The sequence below is a fragment of the Agrobacterium deltaense RV3 genome, from assembly GCF_900013505.1.
Lineage (GTDB): Bacteria > Pseudomonadota > Alphaproteobacteria > Rhizobiales > Rhizobiaceae > Agrobacterium > Agrobacterium leguminum.
In genome coordinates this window covers 673,188-690,509 of the sequence record NZ_LT009746.1, presented here as the reverse complement: position 1 = coordinate 690,509, position 17,322 = coordinate 673,188, and the positions used below count along the sequence as shown (strand labels likewise).

Annotated in this window: 12 protein-coding genes and 1 tRNA gene; 8 read left to right on the top strand and 5 right to left on the bottom strand. The window is 60.5% G+C overall.

From position 1 onward, the window contains the following. Positions 1–132: 132 nt before the first annotated feature. Positions 133–207, bottom strand: a tRNA-Gly gene (locus AGR7B_RS17535). 253 nt (positions 208–460) lie between these two features. Between AGR7B_RS17535 and AGR7B_RS17530 the strand changes: the two genes are divergently transcribed. The 6 genes from AGR7B_RS17530 (at position 461) to pbpC (ending at position 10,582) form a co-directional block, all read left to right on the top strand. Beyond that, positions 461–970 (top strand): prolyl-tRNA synthetase associated domain-containing protein, encoded by a 510-nt coding sequence (locus AGR7B_RS17530; protein ID WP_080857459.1) that lies wholly within the window; start codon positions 461–463, stop codon positions 968–970. A 53-nt stretch (positions 971–1,023) separates the two neighbouring features. After that, complete coding sequence (gene trxA, locus AGR7B_RS17525) at positions 1,024–1,992, top strand: thioredoxin (protein ID WP_035261692.1); 969 nt, start codon at positions 1,024–1,026, stop codon at positions 1,990–1,992. A 69-nt stretch (positions 1,993–2,061) separates the two neighbouring features. Further along, positions 2,062–2,733, top strand: a complete 672-nt coding sequence (locus tag AGR7B_RS17520) for an LON peptidase substrate-binding domain-containing protein (RefSeq protein ID WP_065656418.1) — start codon at positions 2,062–2,064, stop codon at positions 2,731–2,733. Between the two features lie 10 nt (positions 2,734–2,743). Then, positions 2,744–2,932 (top strand): Trm112 family protein, encoded by a 189-nt coding sequence (locus AGR7B_RS17515; protein ID WP_003523265.1) that lies wholly within the window; start codon positions 2,744–2,746, stop codon positions 2,930–2,932. 118 nt (positions 2,933–3,050) lie between these two features. After that, positions 3,051–8,507: an alpha-2-macroglobulin family protein gene (locus AGR7B_RS17510; protein WP_080857458.1), complete on the top strand. Its 5,457-nt coding sequence runs from the start codon at positions 3,051–3,053 to the stop codon at positions 8,505–8,507. Further along, positions 8,504–10,582 carry a penicillin-binding protein 1C gene (pbpC, locus tag AGR7B_RS17505; protein ID WP_162934191.1) on the top strand — a complete coding sequence of 693 codons (2,079 nt, stop codon included), beginning with the start codon at positions 8,504–8,506 and terminating at the stop codon, positions 10,580–10,582. Before AGR7B_RS17510 ends, pbpC begins: the two co-directional genes overlap by 4 nt. 124 nt (positions 10,583–10,706) lie before the next feature. Here the strand turns inward: pbpC and AGR7B_RS17500 are convergent, their stop codons facing one another. Continuing rightward, complete coding sequence (locus AGR7B_RS17500; RefSeq protein WP_078052013.1) at positions 10,707–11,003, bottom strand: hypothetical protein; 297 nt, start codon at positions 11,001–11,003, stop codon at positions 10,707–10,709. 640 nt (positions 11,004–11,643) lie between these two features. Then, positions 11,644–12,807, bottom strand: a complete 1,164-nt coding sequence (locus tag AGR7B_RS17495; protein ID WP_080857457.1) for a M20 aminoacylase family protein — start codon at positions 12,805–12,807, stop codon at positions 11,644–11,646. A 224-nt stretch (positions 12,808–13,031) separates the two neighbouring features. Between AGR7B_RS17495 and AGR7B_RS17490 the strand changes: the two genes are divergently transcribed. Beyond that, on the top strand, positions 13,032–14,087 hold the full coding sequence (locus AGR7B_RS17490) for a D-alanyl-D-alanine carboxypeptidase family protein (protein WP_065656314.1): 1,056 nt from the start codon (positions 13,032–13,034) through the stop codon (positions 14,085–14,087). 192 nt (positions 14,088–14,279) lie between these two features. After that, positions 14,280–15,422: a CobW family GTP-binding protein gene (locus AGR7B_RS17485; protein ID WP_080857455.1), complete on the top strand. Its 1,143-nt coding sequence runs from the start codon at positions 14,280–14,282 to the stop codon at positions 15,420–15,422. 245 nt (positions 15,423–15,667) lie between these two features. Here AGR7B_RS17485 and AGR7B_RS17480 read toward each other — a convergent pair whose 3' ends face one another. Both AGR7B_RS17480 and AGR7B_RS17475 read right to left on the bottom strand, forming a co-directional pair. Beyond that, positions 15,668–15,904 (bottom strand): sulfurtransferase TusA family protein, encoded by a 237-nt coding sequence (locus AGR7B_RS17480; RefSeq protein ID WP_080857454.1) that lies wholly within the window; start codon positions 15,902–15,904, stop codon positions 15,668–15,670. After that, on the bottom strand, positions 15,901–17,199 hold the full coding sequence (locus tag AGR7B_RS17475) for a L,D-transpeptidase family protein (protein WP_121490434.1): 1,299 nt from the start codon (positions 17,197–17,199) through the stop codon (positions 15,901–15,903). Before AGR7B_RS17475 ends, AGR7B_RS17480 begins: the two co-directional genes overlap by 4 nt. Positions 17,200–17,322 lie beyond the last annotated feature (123 nt).

The window sequence follows — 17,322 nt, the reverse complement described above, 5'->3', positions numbered from 1 at the left end:
ACTTGCGGAATAATTTCCGTCGCACCTTGCCGACAAGGGCTGCGCAGGCCGAGTTTCAAGCCGCACGACACGGAACGATGCGACACGCGCGAACGACGATACTTTGATGATGATTCTATCTTTAGGGAAGTTTGGAGCGGGCGAAGGGATTTGAACCCTCGACCCCAACCTTGGCAAGGTTGTGCTCTACCCCTGAGCTACACCCGCTCAAATCCACCGGTCCGGGGTAGTTCGCTGAACCGTGGGCCGCCAAGCGGCGACGGGCGCTATATCGCTCAATCGATTTTGGAATGCAACAGGGAAATGACAAAAACGCGAAAATTTCTTTGAGAAATGCGACAAGCGGCGGAAATGATTGAGAATTTTTCATCCCGCTGTTTTTTCCTGCGTTGCCAAGCGTCGGTTGCCCGCTTAATCAGGAAACAAGGATAGTGGAATCGGCAGAGGCAGGTGGCAGGATATGGCGGAAAATTCTCGAAAGACGGCATCGGAGCTGTTCGAGTTTCTCGACGGACTCGGCATTTCCCACACCACGAAGCAACATGAACCGGTGTTTACCGTCGCCGAATCCCAGTCGCTGCGCGATCTCATTCCCGGCGGCCATACAAAGAACCTCTTTGTAAAGGACAAGAAGGATCAGTATTTCGTTCTGACCGTTGAGGAAAATGCGGTCGTCGATCTGAAAAGCGTTCACAAGACCATCGGTGCGGCAAGCCGCGTGTCCTTTGGCAGACCGGAAAAGATGCTTGAATATCTGGGCGTCGTGCCGGGCTCGGTGACGGTGTTCGGAGCCATCAACGACACCGACAGGCAGGTCACCTTCGTGCTCGACAGCGGGCTTCTGGAAAACGAGCTGGTCAATGGCCATCCGCTTTCCAACGACCAGACGACAACGATCGCGTCCACGGATCTCATTCGCTTTCTCGAGGCAACCGGACATGCGCCGCTTGTCTTGAAAGTCACCGAGTGAGATACGATCTTTGCTTCAAATAAGACATATGACAGAGGTTACGGGAGACCGGCATGAGCGGCGAAAATAATCCTTACGGCGGTTCCTATAGCGGGCAGATGACCGCAAGCGCCCATCATAATGGCGAGCTGAACGGTGCGGCCTCCGGCCACATCAAGGACACCACGACGGCGGGTTTCTCCAGGGACGTTCTTGAGGAATCGCGTCGCCAGCCGGTTCTGGTGGATTTCTGGGCGCCCTGGTGTGGTCCGTGTAAGCAGCTGACGCCAGTGCTCGAGAAGGTCATCAACGAGGCGAATGGCCGCGTGAAGCTCGTGAAGCTGAATATTGACGACCACCCGTCGATCCCCGGCCAGCTCGGCATCCAGTCCATTCCGGCAATCGTCGCCTTTGCCGACGGCCGGCCGGTGGATGGCTTCATGGGCGCCGTGCCGGAAAGCCAGATCAAGCAGTTCATCGAGAAGATCGCCGGGCCTGACGCGGGCGATCCCAAGGCCGAGATCGAGGCTGTTCTGACGGAAGCGAAGCAGCTTCTGGCGGATGGCGATTTCAACGGCGCGGCGCAGCTTTTCGGCGCCGTCATGCAGGCCGATCCGGAAAATCCGGCAGCGATTGCCGGTATCGCGGAATGCATGATCGCCGCCGGTCAATATGAGCGGGCAAGCGAACTGCTCTCTTCGCTGCCCGCGGAACTCAATGAGGATGCGGGTATTCAGCTCGTTTCGAAAAAGATCGCGCAATATGAGGAAGCCCGCAAGATCGGCGACCCCGTGGCGCTGGAGCGCGAGCTTGCGCTCGATCCCGATCGTCACGAGGCGCGGGTGAAGCTTGCCAAGGTGCTGAATGCTCAAGGGCGGCGCGATGAGGCTGCGGACCATCTGCTTTACGTCATGCGCAAGGACCGGACCTTCGACGATGACGGCGCGCGCCGCCAGCTTCTGGAGTTTTTCGAGGCCTGGGGCTTCAAGGATCCGGCAACCGTTGCCGGCCGCAGGAAGCTTTCGGCGATACTGTTTTCGTAATGCGGGCATATCCCGGCCGTGGCGGTTGATCCGCCGGCCGGGCAGCAGTGAACAGGGGGCTTGATTCCCATGCATGTCGGAAATGCGAGATATGTGAAGAACGACGATCTGCCGGAAACCGTGCCGGTCTTTCCATTGCCGGGCGCGCTGCTTCTACCGGAAGGCCATCTTCCGCTCAATATTTTCGAGCCTCGATATCTCGCCATGATCGACCGAGCGTTAGCCGGCCATCGCATCATCGGCATGGTGCAGCCCGCGCTGCATGTCATCGAGGCGGGGCTTGAGGGCGGTCCGCTGAGCGCGGTCGGCTGCCTCGGCCGCATCACGTCCTTTTCCGAAACCGGCGATGGCCGTTATATCATCTCGCTCACCGGCGTGTGCCGCTTCCGCCTGCTGGAGGAGGTCGCCGCGGGTGAGCCCTATCGAAGTTTCCGGCACGCGCCCTTCATCGCCGATCTTAGCGGCGAATATGACGAGGAAGCCGTGGACCGCGAGAACCTTTTGCGTGTCTTCCGCTCGTTTCTGGATGCCAATCAGCTGGAGGCGGATTGGGAAAGCGTTGAGAGGGCGGGCAATCGCGTTCTCGTCAATTCGCTTTCCATGATGTCGCCTTTCGGGCCCGCCGAAAAACAGGCATTGCTGGAAGCGCCTGATCTGAAGACGAGGGCCGAAACACTGATCGCCATCACCGAGATCGTTCTTGCCCAGGGTTCGGGCGAGGGCGGCACCGTGCTGCAATAGGATCGCTGGCATGGACGACAGGATGAGTAATGTCGATCCCAAGCTGCTGGAGCTTCTGGTCTGCCCTTTGACGAAAGGGCGCCTTGCCTATGACCGCGCCCGCAATGAACTCATCTCCGAAAGCGCGAGGCTCGCTTATCCGATCCGCGATGGCGTGCCGATCATGCTGATTTCGGAAGCGCGCAAAATAGAAGACTAACCTTCCCGCTTGCCCGCCTTCACATATTGCGTGTCGCGAATTGACGAAGATGCGTTGACAACCATGCGTGGATTTGACCAGAGTCCCGCCCGACATGTCTGTTGCGGGGAGAAAACTGATGTCGTTGCGCGCGCTCGTCCGGATTTCGCTGGTTGCGGTCTCAACCGCCCTGTTTTTTCCACCAGCTATGGCGGCGGAACCCTCCCGCAAGGTCGTTACGACCCAAAATGGCGATTATTTCGGCTTCGATCTCAGGACGGAGCAAAATGTCTCACTGGAGCAATGCGGCGAGATTTGCGTCGGCGATACCGCCTGCAAGGCCTTTACCTACAATCCCAAGGTGAAATGGTGCTTCCTGAAGTCGGATTTCAATCAGCTGAACGCCTTCCCTGGCGCAGTTGCCGGCAAGATTGTGGAAGTGGCCGCGGAAGCCGATATCGGCGCACCGCAGCGCCTGTCCTTCGTGACCGACAGCCTGCAGCAGGAAGCGCGCCGGCTGAAATCCGGCCTCGCGGCAAATGAGGGCGAGGGCGAACAGGGCCTGGAAGCTCTCGTGGAAACGGCGCGCCAGCAGGCAGCTGCCGGCAATATTCCCGATGCAGTCACGACCTATAAACAGGCCCTTGCGATCACACCTGACGATGGGGCGCTCTGGGCGGAATTGTCGGAAAAGGCCGCGCAGGTCACCGATAATTATTCGATAGCGGGACAAGCCGCTTCCGCCGCCATCAATGCCTATCAGCTGAGCCGCACGGTCAGCGCCCGCACCGAGGCCCTGAACCAGCTGGCGAAGGCGTTTGAAAAAACCCAGAATTATCGCGCGGCACTCAATGCCTATAAGGAAAGCCTTGCGCTTGCCGACAATGCACAGACCAAGGCGGCCTATGCCGATCTGCGCACGCGGCAGGGTTTCCGCGTCATCAACAATACCGTGGATACCGATAGCATCAGCCCGCGCGCCTGCGTGCAGTTTTCCGAGCCGCTGGTGAAGAACGGCATCGATTATTCGTCCTTCATCACGCTCGATGGGGCAGCGCCCAAGGCCATCGAGGCGAAGGGCAGCGAGATTTGCGTGGAAGGCCTGACCCATGGCCAGCGTTACAAGATTGCGTTTCGCGCCGGCCTGCCGTCTTCGGTGGAAGAGCCTCTCGAAAAGCAGGTCGATCTCGATATATACGTGCGTGACCGTGCCGCCAGTGTGCGCTTCACCGGCGAGAACTTCGTGCTGCCGGGCACGGCGCGCCGCGGCATTCCAATCGTCTCTGTCAATGCCGACAAGGCCGACCTGAAGCTTTATCGCGTCGGCGACCGCAACATCACCTCGCTTCTTTCAAACTCGCAGTTTCTGACGCAGATGGATGGCTACAACGCCGACCGTATCGAGAACGAAATTGGCGAGCTTGTCTGGCAGGGCTCGATCGATATCCAGCCCGATCTCAACAAGGATGTGGTGACGAGTTTTCCGGTGGATGAGGCCCTGCCCGAGCGCAAGCCCGGCATCTATGTGCTGACCGCCGTACCGCCGGGCACCGCACCGGAAACCTGGGATTCGCGCGCCACGCAATGGTTCCTCGTATCCGATACCGGCATCACCACCTATGCCGGAACCGATGGGCTCAATGTCTTCGTCCGCGCCCTTGGCAGCGCCAAGCCGTTGGCAGATGTGGATTTGCAGCTGCTCGCCAAGAATAACGAGGTGCTGGGCACTGCGAAGACCGATGCGGACGGCCGCGCGGTGTTCTCAGCCGGCCTAATGCGCGGCACGGCGGCGCAGGCGCCTGCGATTCTGACGGCGCGCAACGGCGACAAGGACTATGTGTTCCTCGACATGACCCGCGCCGGCTTCGATCTTTCGGATCGCGGCGTGACGGGCCGTGCAGCCCCCGGCGCCATCGACGTGTTCAGCTGGACGGAACGCGGCATCTACCGCGCCGGCGAGACCGTGCATGCCGCAGCCCTTGCCCGCGATGTCGACGACAAGGCAATCGAGGATCTGCCGCTCACTTTCATCTTCTCGCGCCCGGATGGTGTCGAGGACCGGCGTTTCGTCAGCGACGGCAAGGCGCTCGGCGGCCATGCGGTCGATCTGCCGTTGCAGGCAAATGCCATGCGCGGCACCTGGACGCTGCGCATCCATACCGATCCGAAGACGGCTGCCATCAGCGAAAAGAGCTTCCTCGTCGATGATTTCGTGCCTGACCGCACAGAGTTCGACCTCTCGAGCAAGGCAAAACAGATCGACCCTGGCGCGGAAACGGCAATCGATGTCGATGGCCGTTACCTCTATGGCGCGCCCGCAGCCGGCCTGACGCTGGAGGGCGAGGTCGCCATCAAACCGACGCGCACCAGCGCCGATTTCGAAGGTTATTTCTTCGGTCTGGCCGATGAGGAAAGCGAAGAGGAAAACCGCACCACGCTTGCCGATCTGCCGGCGCTGGACGAAGAGGGCAAGGCGAGCTTCAATGTTGATCTCACCGATCTGCCATCCACAACGCAGCTTCTTTCCGCCAACATCACCGTGCGCATGCGCGAAGCCGGTGGACGTGCCGTGGAGCGCTCCCTGACGCTACCCATCAAGGCTGAAGCGCCGGTCATCGGTATCAAACCGCAATTTTCCGGCGACCTTGCCCAGAATTCCGTCGGTCGTTTCCACATCATCGGCGTCAACGCCGACGGTGCCAAACAGGCGATGAGCGGCCTCAACTGGAAGCTCATCAAGGTCGAGCGGAACTATCAATGGTATCGTCAGGGCAATTCCTGGCGTTACGAGCCGGTGGAATATACCAAGCAGCAGGAAGCGGGCACGCTTTCGGTCGATGCGAATGGCGGCGAGATTTCCGTGCCCGTCACCTGGGGTCGCTATCGGCTGGAAGTGGAGGGCGCCGGCAATGGCGCGCCGGTTTCGAGCGTTGAGTTCGACGCCGGTTTTTATGTGGAGGCAAGCTCGACGGAAACGCCGGATGCGCTGGAAATCGCTCTCGACAAGCAGAGCTACAAGATCGGCGATACGGCCAAGCTCAAGGTTTCCTCGCGTTTTGCCGGCGAGTTGATGGTGACTTCCGGTTCGGAAAAGCTGATTGCCGTGCAGAATGCCGAGATCGGCGAGGATGGCGGCGAGATCGACATTCCCGTCACAGAGGAATGGGGTGCGGGCGCTTATGTGACAGCCACGCTGTTCCGTCCCGGCGATGCGCAGGAAAGCCGTATGCCGATGCGCGCCATCGGCATCAAATGGCTTGCCGTCGATCCGGCCGAGCGCAAACTTGCCGTCACGCTTGGCGCGCCGCAGAAAACGCTGCCGCGCCAGCCGCTTGAAATTCCGATCACCGTTGCGGGTGCCGGCGTGGGCGAAAAGGCCTATGTCATCGTTGCGGCAGTCGATGTCGGCATATTGAACCTCACCCGCTATGAGCCGCCAAAGCCGGATGAATGGTATTTCGGCCAGCGTCGGCTGGGGCTGGAAATTCGCGACCTCTATGGCCGCCTGATCGACGGTTCGCTCGGCGCCACCGGCCGGCTGCGCACCGGCGGTGACGGAGGGCAGGCAGCCCTTCAGGGCAGCCCGCCCACGGAAAAACTCGTGGCCTTCTTTGCCGGTCCGGTCGAACTCGACGCTAACGGCAAGGCGACGGTCAGCTTCGATATTCCGCAGTTCAACGGCACCGCCCGCATCATGGCGGTGGCCTGGACGAAGACAGGCGTGGGACATGCTGTCTCCGACGCTATCATTCGCGATCCTGTCGTCGTCACAGCCAGCGCGCCGAAATTCCTCGCTCCCGGCGATGTCTCGCAATTGCGGCTCGATATCGCCAATACCGATGGGGAGGCCGGCGACTACCGGCTGGATGTGACCAGCAATACCGCATTGACGGTCGATCAAGGCGAGATGTCGCAAACTCTCGCGCTTCAGAAAGGCGGCAAGTCTTCGCTGACCGTGCCGCTGACGGGTGAACAGCCCGGCAATGGCGCGATCACCATCAAGGTTTCCAATGCCGCCGGTCTTTCACTGGAGCAGGTTCTGAACGTTCCGGTGCGCCCGGCCGTACTGCCGGTGACGACGCGGCGAGAAATCAAGATCGCACCCAATAGCAGCCTGACGATCAATGGCGATCTTCTGGCCGACAGCATGCTGCTCGGCTCTTCCGTCGCGGTCAATGTCACGCGCTCGCCCGCCTTCGATATTCCGGCGCTGGTGATGATGCTGGACAAATATCCTTACGGCTGCGCCGAGCAAACGACGAGCCGCGCTTTGCCGCTGCTTTACGTTTCGGAACTGATGAAGGATAGCGGCCTTGCAGAAGACCCCGATACCCGCAAGCGCGTGCAGGAGGCGATCTACCGCGTGCTGTCCTTCCAGTCGAGTTCCGGCAGCTTCGGCCTCTGGTCGCCGGGTTACGGCGATCTGTGGCTCGATGCCTATATCAGCGACTTCCTGACCCGCGCCCGCGAGCAGAATTACGATGTGCCCGAAGCAGCCATGGTGCAGGCGCTGAACAACCTGCAAAACGGTCTTTCCTATGACAGCAATGTAAAGGATCGCGGCAACGAGATCGCCTATTCGCTTTATGTGCTGGCGCGCAACCGCAAGGCGGCGATCAACGATCTGCGTTATTACGCGGATACGGCGCTGGCCGATTTCGCCACACCGCTCGCCAAGGCGCAGGTTGCCGCCGCCCTTTCGCTTTATGGCGATCAGGCCCGTTCGAAGGCCGTATTCGGCGCTTCGCTCGACATGGCAAGCCGCACCACCAATGTCAGTTTCTCGCGCGCGGATTATGGCTCCGCCCTGCGTGACGGCGCGGCGACGCTGGCGCTTGCGGCGGAAAGCCGGCCGGTTCCGGCCGTCGTGCCGCAGCTTGCCGGTGCGGTGGCGAAGGAATGGGAAAAGAAGCCCTATACCAGCACCCAGGAACAGGCATGGATGCTGCTGGCCGCCCGCGCCGTCAAAGGCGAAGACAAGGATATCCGTCTCGATGTGAACGGCGATCTGCAGACTGGCGGCTTCGGCAAGCGGATGAGCGGCGATGAACTGCTGGCCGCACCCTTGAAGATCGCCAATGCCTCGGCCGATCCGGTCACGGCCGTCGTCACCACGGTGGCGCCGCCGGCGCAGCCGCTTGCCGCCGGCGGCGAAGGCTTCACCATCACCCGCACCTATTATTCCATGGATGGCGAGGAGGTGAACCCGAGCGAGGTGGTCCAGAACGAGCGTTATGTCGTGGTGCTTAATGTGGTGCCGCAGAATAACTGGCAGTCGCGCATTCTGGTGACCGACCTGCTGCCCTCCGGTTTCGAAATCGACAATCCGAGCCTCGTCAATTCGGCCGAACTGTCGAATTTCGACTGGTTGCCGGAAACGGAAGCGGCGCATACGGAATTCCGCTACGACCGTTTCGTGGCGGCCTTCGACCGCTCGGCCGGCGACAGTTCGGAAATTGCCCTTGCCTATGTGGTCCGCGCCGTTACCCCCGGCACCTACGATCATCCGGCAGCTTCGGTTGAGGATATGTACCGGCCGCAATTTGCCGCCCGCACGGCAACCGGCCGCATGGAGGTGCGCTCGGCAAACCCATGAGGCGGAAGAAGGCGATCATTGTCGGCATCATGACGTCCGCGTTGCTTATGGGCGGCGCGGCCTTCGGTCTCGATGCGCTGGACAAGGCCTATCCGCCGCCGCTGGACGCTGCGCAGCAACGATCCTTCGAGGTTCTGGACCGTGACGGCAAGCTGTTGCGCGCTTTTGCGACAGCCGATGGCCGCTGGCGGCTGAAAACCTCGGCCGCCCAAGTCGACCCACAGTTCCTGCGCATGCTGGTGGCCTATGAAGACCAGCGTTTCTACGATCACCACGGGGTCGATCCCTGGGCGCTTTTGCGCTCCGCCTGGCAATTGGCCAGCAACGGCCGGATCGTTTCCGGCGCATCGACGCTTTCCATGCAGGTGGCGCGGCTGATCGAGCCGCGCGCCGACCGGTCGTTTTCGGCGAAATTCCTGCAGGCCGCGCGCGCGCTCCAGATCGAGAGAAGGCTCAGCAAGGCGGAAATCCTCGATCTCTATCTGAATATCGCGCCCTATGGCGGCAATCTCGAAGGCATTCGCGCCGCAAGCCTCGCCTGGTTCGGCAAGGAGCCGGGCAGGCTCGATACGGCGGAGGCAGCCCTTTTGGTGGCGCTGCCGCAATTGCCGGAAAAGCGACGCCCGGATCGCTTTCCGGAGGCGGCGAAGCAGGCGCGCGAGCGGGTGCTGCAACGGCTTGCCGTGGAACGCGTGGTGGGTGAGGGGGAAGCGGAACGGTCGGCGCTTGCGAATGTGCCCACCAACCGGCGGGACCTGCCGGCCTATGCGCCGCATATGGCCGTCGCCGCACGGGTGAAATTCCCGGATACTGCCGAGGTGCGTTCCACGCTGAAGCTGCCGATCCAGCGGGAGCTGGAGGGTGTTGCCCGCCATGCGGCGGAAAAGCTCGGCGACAGGGTCTCCGTCGCCATCGTCATGGCCGATGCGCAGAGCGGCGATATTCTGGCGGAAGTGGGCTCGGCGGATTATCTCGATACGGCAAGACGCGGTTTCGTGGAGATGAGCCGGGCCGTTCGCTCGCCGGGCTCCACCCTCAAGCCATTCATCTACGGCCTTGCCTTCGAAGACGGTCTTGTCGGGCAGGAAACCATCATCGAGGATCGCCCGGCCGACTTTTCCGGTTACAGGCCGCGCAATTTCGACATGCATTATCAGGGCGATGTCAGCATCCGGCAGGCGCTGCAACTGTCGCTCAACGTGCCTGCCGTCAAGCTGCTGGATGCCGTCAGCCCCTCGGCGCTGATGGTGCGGTTCCGCCGGGTGGGCGTCAAACTCGTTCTTCCCGCCAATGAAGCGCCCGGGCTTGCCATCGCCCTTGGCGGCGCGGGTGTTTCGCTGGTCGATCTGGTGCAGCTCTATGCGGGGCTTGCCGGCGGCGGCGATCCCGTGCGGCTTGGAGACGGCGTCCGCGCCGCCCCGGAACGGCTGGAGGGGGACCGGTTATTCTCCGATGCCGCTATCTGGAACATCTCCGACATCCTCTCCGGCGTGCTGCCGCCGCTCGGCATGAAACAGCGCGGCATCGCCTACAAGACCGGCACCAGCTATGGCTATCGCGATGCCTGGTCGGTGGGGTATGACGGGCGGCATGTGGTCGGCGTCTGGGTCGGCCGGGCCGACAATGGCGCGGTGCCGGGCATTGCCGGTTATGCGACAGCCGCCCCGATCCTGTTCGAGGCTTTCGAAAAATCCGGCGTGGCGATCACGCCGATGCCGGCCGCACCTTCCGGTGTCGCGCGGGTCGTGGTCAATGACCTCCCCGCCAACCAGCGGCGTTTCACCACGACGGCCAGCGGCCTGCTTTCTGCTTCAAGACGTGAAAGCGCCCCGCGCATCGTTTACCCGCCGGAAGGCGCGCGGGTGGAGCTTTCTGGCCAGTCGGGCATCTCGCCGCTGGTATTGAAGCTGCAGGGCGGGCGGGCGCCCTTCCGCTGGCTCGCCAATGGTTTGCCTTTGCCGAACGCCTCCCATCGCCGCAACAGCGAATGGCGGCCGGAAGGCCAGGGATTTTCCACACTGACGGTCATCGACGCCGACGGCCGCGCCTCGAGCGTGCGGGTTTTCGTCGAATAGCAGGGATGTCCAACTGTACGAGGGGTTGCTCCGGGCTTGCGCCTCGAGCGTCTCGTCAGTTTTTTTCGCCGTCTTGCCAAAGATATGCAGCAAGCAATTGTACAAGAGTGACGACGAAGCTCTATTACGCCACATCGAGTGAATGGCGGTGGATCCGCTCCTGAAGCGAAGCCACAACGGCTTGTAGAAATTCCCGGCGCCTGGGATTGGTCGTTGCCGTCAGTGTCACCTGTAGCCGGCTTGTGATGTTGTTCAGAAAGCCAACGTGATTAAAACTATCGGCGGCGATATTGATCTCCACCTCGTCCATGTAATGCGCCAGATGCGGTTCCAATACGAGATTTGCATCCGTCTGGTAGCAGGCAGCCATCTGTTCTCCAAGCGTGGACATCTGCACATATGGACCATATTCGTCGATCATCAAATCTCCTTCCTCTAGCGCAACTAATTTTGACAGGCGCTTCATCATCACAGATAGGAAATAGGAAGCAATTGCCCGCTTTCAACGTTCCCTTTTGAAGCTTTTAATTTCTCGTGTTCGTGAAGGATGTCACTAAGACTCCGGTCGAAGTAGAGACCTGCCAAACGGCTATCAGCCGCGCTGGGCCGCGCTCAAACTATAACATTGTTTTTGCTGCGTTTTGCAGGAAATTGGCGTCCACGAGAGGATTCGAACCTCCGACCCCAGGATTCATACCGCTTCGGCTTTCGCCGCCGTCCCGCCATTTGCCGGCAAGACGTTCGTGGTCTGGACTGTCCCTTCACCATGGGCCTTGCGGCCTTTAGGTGCTGCCCATCCAGTCTCTACACCTTCACCGGATTTCTCCGGAGCTTGGCTCGGGATTGGCATGCTGGAAGACCAGCGAAGCTTTCCCCGACTTTGAGCAGATCGATTGCGTCGTTTCCGGGCGCAACCCCCAATTTGTCTTAGGAATCCTGTGCTCTATCCTGCTGAGCTACGTGGACACTGAATTGCTCTTTAACCTGACGATGCCTGCGGATCAACCGCGTTCTTCATCGCGGTCGATCTCTTCCTCGGCTTTCTTCGCGTCAGTCGGCAATCAGTTCGTCAGACGCTGTTCGGCCAGTTTCACCCAGTAGGAAATGCCGTAAACGATGGCCTCGTCGTTGAAATCATAACCGGGATTGTGAAGCCCGGCCGAATCGCCGTTGCCGATGAAGATGAAGCAGCCTGGTCTTTCCTTCAGCATGAAGGAGAAATCCTCTCCCGCCATGGAAGGATCGACATCGGGGTCGACATTCGGTTCGCCCGCCACATCGCGGGCCACACGGATGGCGTGGTCGGTCTCGGCGGCGTGGTTGAAGGTTACCGGGCAATAACGCTCATAGACGACTTCCGCTTCCGCGCCGTTGGCAAGGGCAATACCTTCCGCCATCTGCTTGATGCGATCCTGCGCCAGATCGCGCACAGTTTCATCGAGGCTGCGCACCGTGCCGGCGATCAATGCCTCGTTGGGGATGATGTTGTGGCTGGAACCGGCCTGAAAGCGGGTGACGGAGACGACTACCGAGCGGATGGGGTCGGCATTGCGTGAGGCGATCATCTGCAGGTTGCCGACGATCTGCGCGCCGATGGTGATCGGATCGACGGTGCGGTGCGGCTGTGCCGCGTGGCCGCCACGGCCCTTGACGGTGATGGAGAACTTGTCCGGTGCCGCCATGATGCCGCCCTTGCGGATGGCGAAGGCGCCGAGCGGAATGCCCGGCATGTTGTGCATGCCGTAGACCTCGTTAATGCCGAAACGCTCCATCAGGCCGTCCTCGACCATGGCGAGAGCGCCGGCGCCGCCTTCTTCCGCCGGCTGGAAGATGACGGCGATGGAGCCCGCAAAATTGCGGGTCTCGGTGAGATATTTGGCCGCGCCAAGCAGCATGGCCGTGTGGCCGTCATGGCCGCAGGCATGCATGGCGCCCGCGGTTTTGGAGGCCCAGGGCTTGCCGGTTTCCTCTAAAATTGGGAGAGCGTCCATATCCGCGCGAAAGCCGATGGTGCGATTGCCCGGAAGATTGCCCCTGATGATCCCGACCACACCCGTGCGGCCGAGACCGGTCACGATTTCGTCAACGCCGAAAGATTTCAGCTTCTCCGCAACGAAGGCCGCGGTGTTGTCGACATCATACAAAATCTCGGGATTTTCATGCAGGTGACGCCGCCATTCGCTGACTTCCTGCTGGAGTTCGGCGGCTCTGTTCAAAATCGGCATTCGTTCATTCCTGGGTTCATCGGTGCGGCGTGTCGTAAAATCCTATCCTCCGTGGTGGATAGTGCGCCGCATAATTGACGTAATCAATGTACTTTGCCATTGCTAGGACATATATGGTGAATATTGCCATTCCCCGACCGAAGACGGGAATTCGAGGACAAGCCTTGCCACAGACTTTTAAATCGCCAAACGCCGCCAGACGGCTTTCCGCAGCCGTTGCCATCATGACCGCAGGCCTCGTTGCCGCAGCACCCGTGGCAAATGCCAATCCGAAAATGGTGGTCGATGTCAAAACCGGCAAGGTGATTTCCCATCAGGAAGCCTTCCGCAAGTGGTATCCCGCTTCGCTCACCAAGCTGATGACCGCCTATATCGCCTTTTCGCAGATGAAGGCCGGCAAGATCAGCCCGCAGACGGAAGTGGTGATGAGTAAGAAGGCCGCCGATCAGCCGGCCTCGAAAATGTATTTCAAGCCCGGCCAGAAGCTGACGATGGATAGCGCTTTGAAGCTGCTGCTCATCAAATCCGCCAATGACATCGCCGTGGCGATTGCCGAGACCATCGGCGGCACCAGCGATAATTTCGTGGCGCAGATGAATGCGCAGGCGCAGCGGCTGGGCATGAGTTCCACCCGTTACATCAACGCCAATGGCCTGCCCGGCAAGGGACAATATACGACCGCCCGGGATCTGGCGCTGCTGGCGCTGATCATCAAGCGCGAGTTTCCGGAATATGCCCATTATTTCTCGCTGGAAGGCGTCAGCACCGGCAAGAAGAACTACGCCAACTTCAACATGCTGGTCGGCCGTTTCGAGGGCGCGGATGGCATGAAGACCGGCTTCATCTGTGCCTCTGGCTTCAACCAGGTGTCGTCGGCCGTGCGCAATGGCCGCTCGGTCATCACGGTCGTGCTGGGTGCGGACAGCCTTGCCGGACGCACCGATCAATCGGCCGATCTGTTGCAGATGGGGCTGACGGCGCCTTCGGGCCAAGGCGTTTCGCTCGCCGCGCTGGCGCCCTATGGCGATACCGGCGATGTGAACGATATCAGCGCCGAAATCTGCAACCCGAAGGCCGCCAAGGTGCGCAGCGAAAGCCGCGACGAGGCTGGCCGCATGGTCATCCATTCGCCCTATGTGCAGGAAATGACCCGCCCGCCGGAATATTCCTTCGCCGGTCTCATTCCGGGCAGCGAGACGGTGGCGGTGAATGCCACCAAGGGAGCCGGCAAGGGCGAACTGGCCAACGTGCCGATCCCGATCCCGCGCCCGACATTCTGATGATCGATGAATGCCTCGAGGCCGAGCCTCGCCGTTGCAATGCGGTTTGTGTATTCGCAGGTCGATGATGTTATGATATTACAGTGTCGCTCGCGGCTTCCAGGCGCGGGCGATTTCTTTTAGCTCCATGCGGCTCCGGGTTTCGTGTCTTCCAGTGACCTGCCGGAGCGGCCATCAACACACAGGCAAGTCATGTCTCGCGATCGCATCCCGGTTTCCATCATCACCGGATTTCTCGGAGCCGGAAAATCGACGCTGCTCAACCGGCTCCTCAAGGATCCGGCGATGAGCGATGCGGCGATCATCATCAACGAATTCGGCGATGTCAGCATCGATCACATGCTGGTCGAAAGTGCTGGTGAGGGCATCATTGAGCTGGCGGAGGGCTGCCTGTGCTGCACGGTGCGCGGCGAGTTGGTGGATACGCTGGCGGAACTGATGGACGGCATTCAGACAGGCAAGCTGAAGCCGGTAAAACGGGTGGTGATCGAGACCACGGGCCTTGCCGATCCCGCCCCCGTTATGCAGTCGGTCATGGGCAACCCGGTCATCGCCCAGAATTTCGTGCTGAACGGCATGATTACGGTGGTGGATGCCGTCAACGGCCTTTCCACGCTGGACAATCATCAGGAGGCGGTGAAACAGGCCGCCGTGGCTGACCGTCTGGTGATGACCAAGCGCGCGCTTGCGGATGCTGCCACGATTTCCGCGCTGACAGCCCGTCTACAAGCGCTCAATCCGCGCGCGTCCATCGAGGATGGCGACAAAACCGAGTGGAGCGCTGCGGGGCTTCTCGACAACGGCCTTTACGATGCCGGCAGCAAGAATGCCGATGTCGGCCGCTGGCTGGGCGAAGAGGCGGTACACGATCACCACGATCATGATCACGGTCACGACCATCACCACCATCATGGCGATCACGACGACCACCATCATCATCACGATGTGAACCGGCACGATGCGTCTATCCGTTCCTTCTCGATCATTCACGATCAGCCAGTCAGCCCGATGGCGATCGACATGTTCGTTGATCTGCTGCGCTCGGCACATGGTGAAAAGCTCCTGCGCATGAAGGCCATCGTCAAGCTGTCGGATAATCCGGCCCGGCCGCTGGTGCTGCATGGGGTGCAGAATATTTTCCACACGCCGGAGCGCCTCGCGGCGTGGCCGGACCCGGCTGATCAGCGAACCCGCATGGTGCTGATCACGAAGGATTTGCCGGAGGCTTTCGTGCAGGACCTGTTCGCAGCCTTCACAAGCGCACCGGGCATCGACCGGCCGGACAGGCAGGCGATGACGGATAATCCGCTGGCGGTTTCGGGGTTGCGGTTTTAGGGCGTGTCGTGATGGTCCAGGTCGGTGGGTGTGGTTCACCCCCCTCTGTCCTGCCGGACATCTCCCCCTCAAGGGGGGAGATCAGTTGCGGCGACCGCTCGTTTTCTCACAAGCTCTGCACTTCGGGCTGCTGCATCGATAAAGATGTGCGGAGCAAGCCGCTTGTCGATCTCCCCCCTTGAGGGGGAGATGTCCGGCAGGACAGAGGGGGGTAACCACGGCTGAGGACGTTGAAACGTCGTATACTACAACCCCTTCACAATGCGAAACCGATGCCCCTTATCCAGCGCAGTAGTTTCCACCAGCCTATGCCCATCCTCATTGCACATATGCGTAATATCGATCACCGCCAGCGGATCGGTCGTCTCGACGGTCAGAACATCACCCGCCTTCAGGGTTGCGAGTTTCTTGCGGCTTCTCAAAACCGGAAGGGGGCATTTAAGCCCCCTCAAATCATAAACGATCTCGGCCGTGTCGCTCATTCCTTGGCCCAGAACTTCCAGAACGGCTTCTTTTCCGGCGCTTCGGGAGCAGGTGCTGCGGAATAGGCAAGCGGGTTCATGGCCGGAACCGGGATGCTTGGGGCAGCAGCTCCGGTCTGGCCGGCTGCTGCGGGGGTAGCCGAGGCAACCATCGTCGGTGCCGCCGGGGCCGGGTTCGATTGCGGTGCCGTGGCGGGCTGGACAGCCGAAGGCCGTGGGCCGCGCAGGGAAGAAGCGGTTGCGGTCGTGGCCGGAGAGGAGGTGGTCACCTGCTGCGCCTTTTTCTCCATCAGCGCGGCATATTCCGTTTCCTTCATCAGCTTGCCAGCCTTCAGCGCCGAGCCTGTCGGGGCATAGGCAGGCTCGCGGCCCTTGCGCTTTTCGGCGACCAGCGCCTTGCGCTCGGCTTCGCTCGGGTCGTACCAGGCCATGCCGTCGTATTTCTTCATCGCCTTTTCATAGGCGAGATCGTAGGTCTTCTCGTAGCTCGAAAGCGCGCTGACGAGCGCCGGCGGTGTGCTCATGGCCGGGCATTGGGCAGACGCGTTGAAGCTGCCGCCTTCCGTCTGCTGGTTGAAGACATATTTCTTCTCGCAGACATTCACTTCCGGCGGGCGCTTGGTCACTTCGAAATTGTCGTAACCGACCTTCAGCATCTTCCAGAATTCGAGATGTTCGCTCTGGCGGTGGCGGGCCATGTTTTCCGCCGTCATTCGGAACGGGAAGGCCTGCAGCTGCACGGTCTTCTGGCCGCCCTTGAAGGCGTCACGGGCAAAACCGTAAATTTCAAGAATCTGCGCATCCGTCATCGAATAACAGCCGGAGGACGAGCAGGCGCCATGGATCATCAGATTGGTGCCGTTGCGGCCATTGGCGGCATCGTAGCGGTTCGGGAAACCGGTATTGATGGCGAGATAATATTTCGAGTTCGGATTGAGATGCGCGGGCGTCAGGTTGTAGAAACCTTCCGGCGCCTGCCGGTCGCCTTCCTTCACCTTCGGGCCGAGTTTGCCGGACCATGCGCAAATCTCGTAGCTGGCAATCTTCTCGAAACGGTTGTCGCGCCTGGCTTTCCAGATTTCCAACGCGCCTTCTTCCTTGAAGATGCGGATCATGATCGGCGAGGTGCGGTCCATGCCTCTTTTGTCGATCTCGGCCAGAATGGCCGGAGACAGCGGGTAATCGACCTTGTTCTTGACGTGGGAGACGTCGCGTTCAACGGTTTCGAGCGTATCGTTACAGCCGGCAAGAACGAGCGCGGTGCAGGCAAGAAGTGCAAAATGTGTCAAACGCATGATCTGATCCGAAAGACGATGGCACGAAGCGGCGGCAGTTCTACACCGTCCCGTGTGTATTTTAAATACGGTATTAACCGTTTACATCTTCTTAACTCAAATCGGACCCGCCCCGCGGCCGCC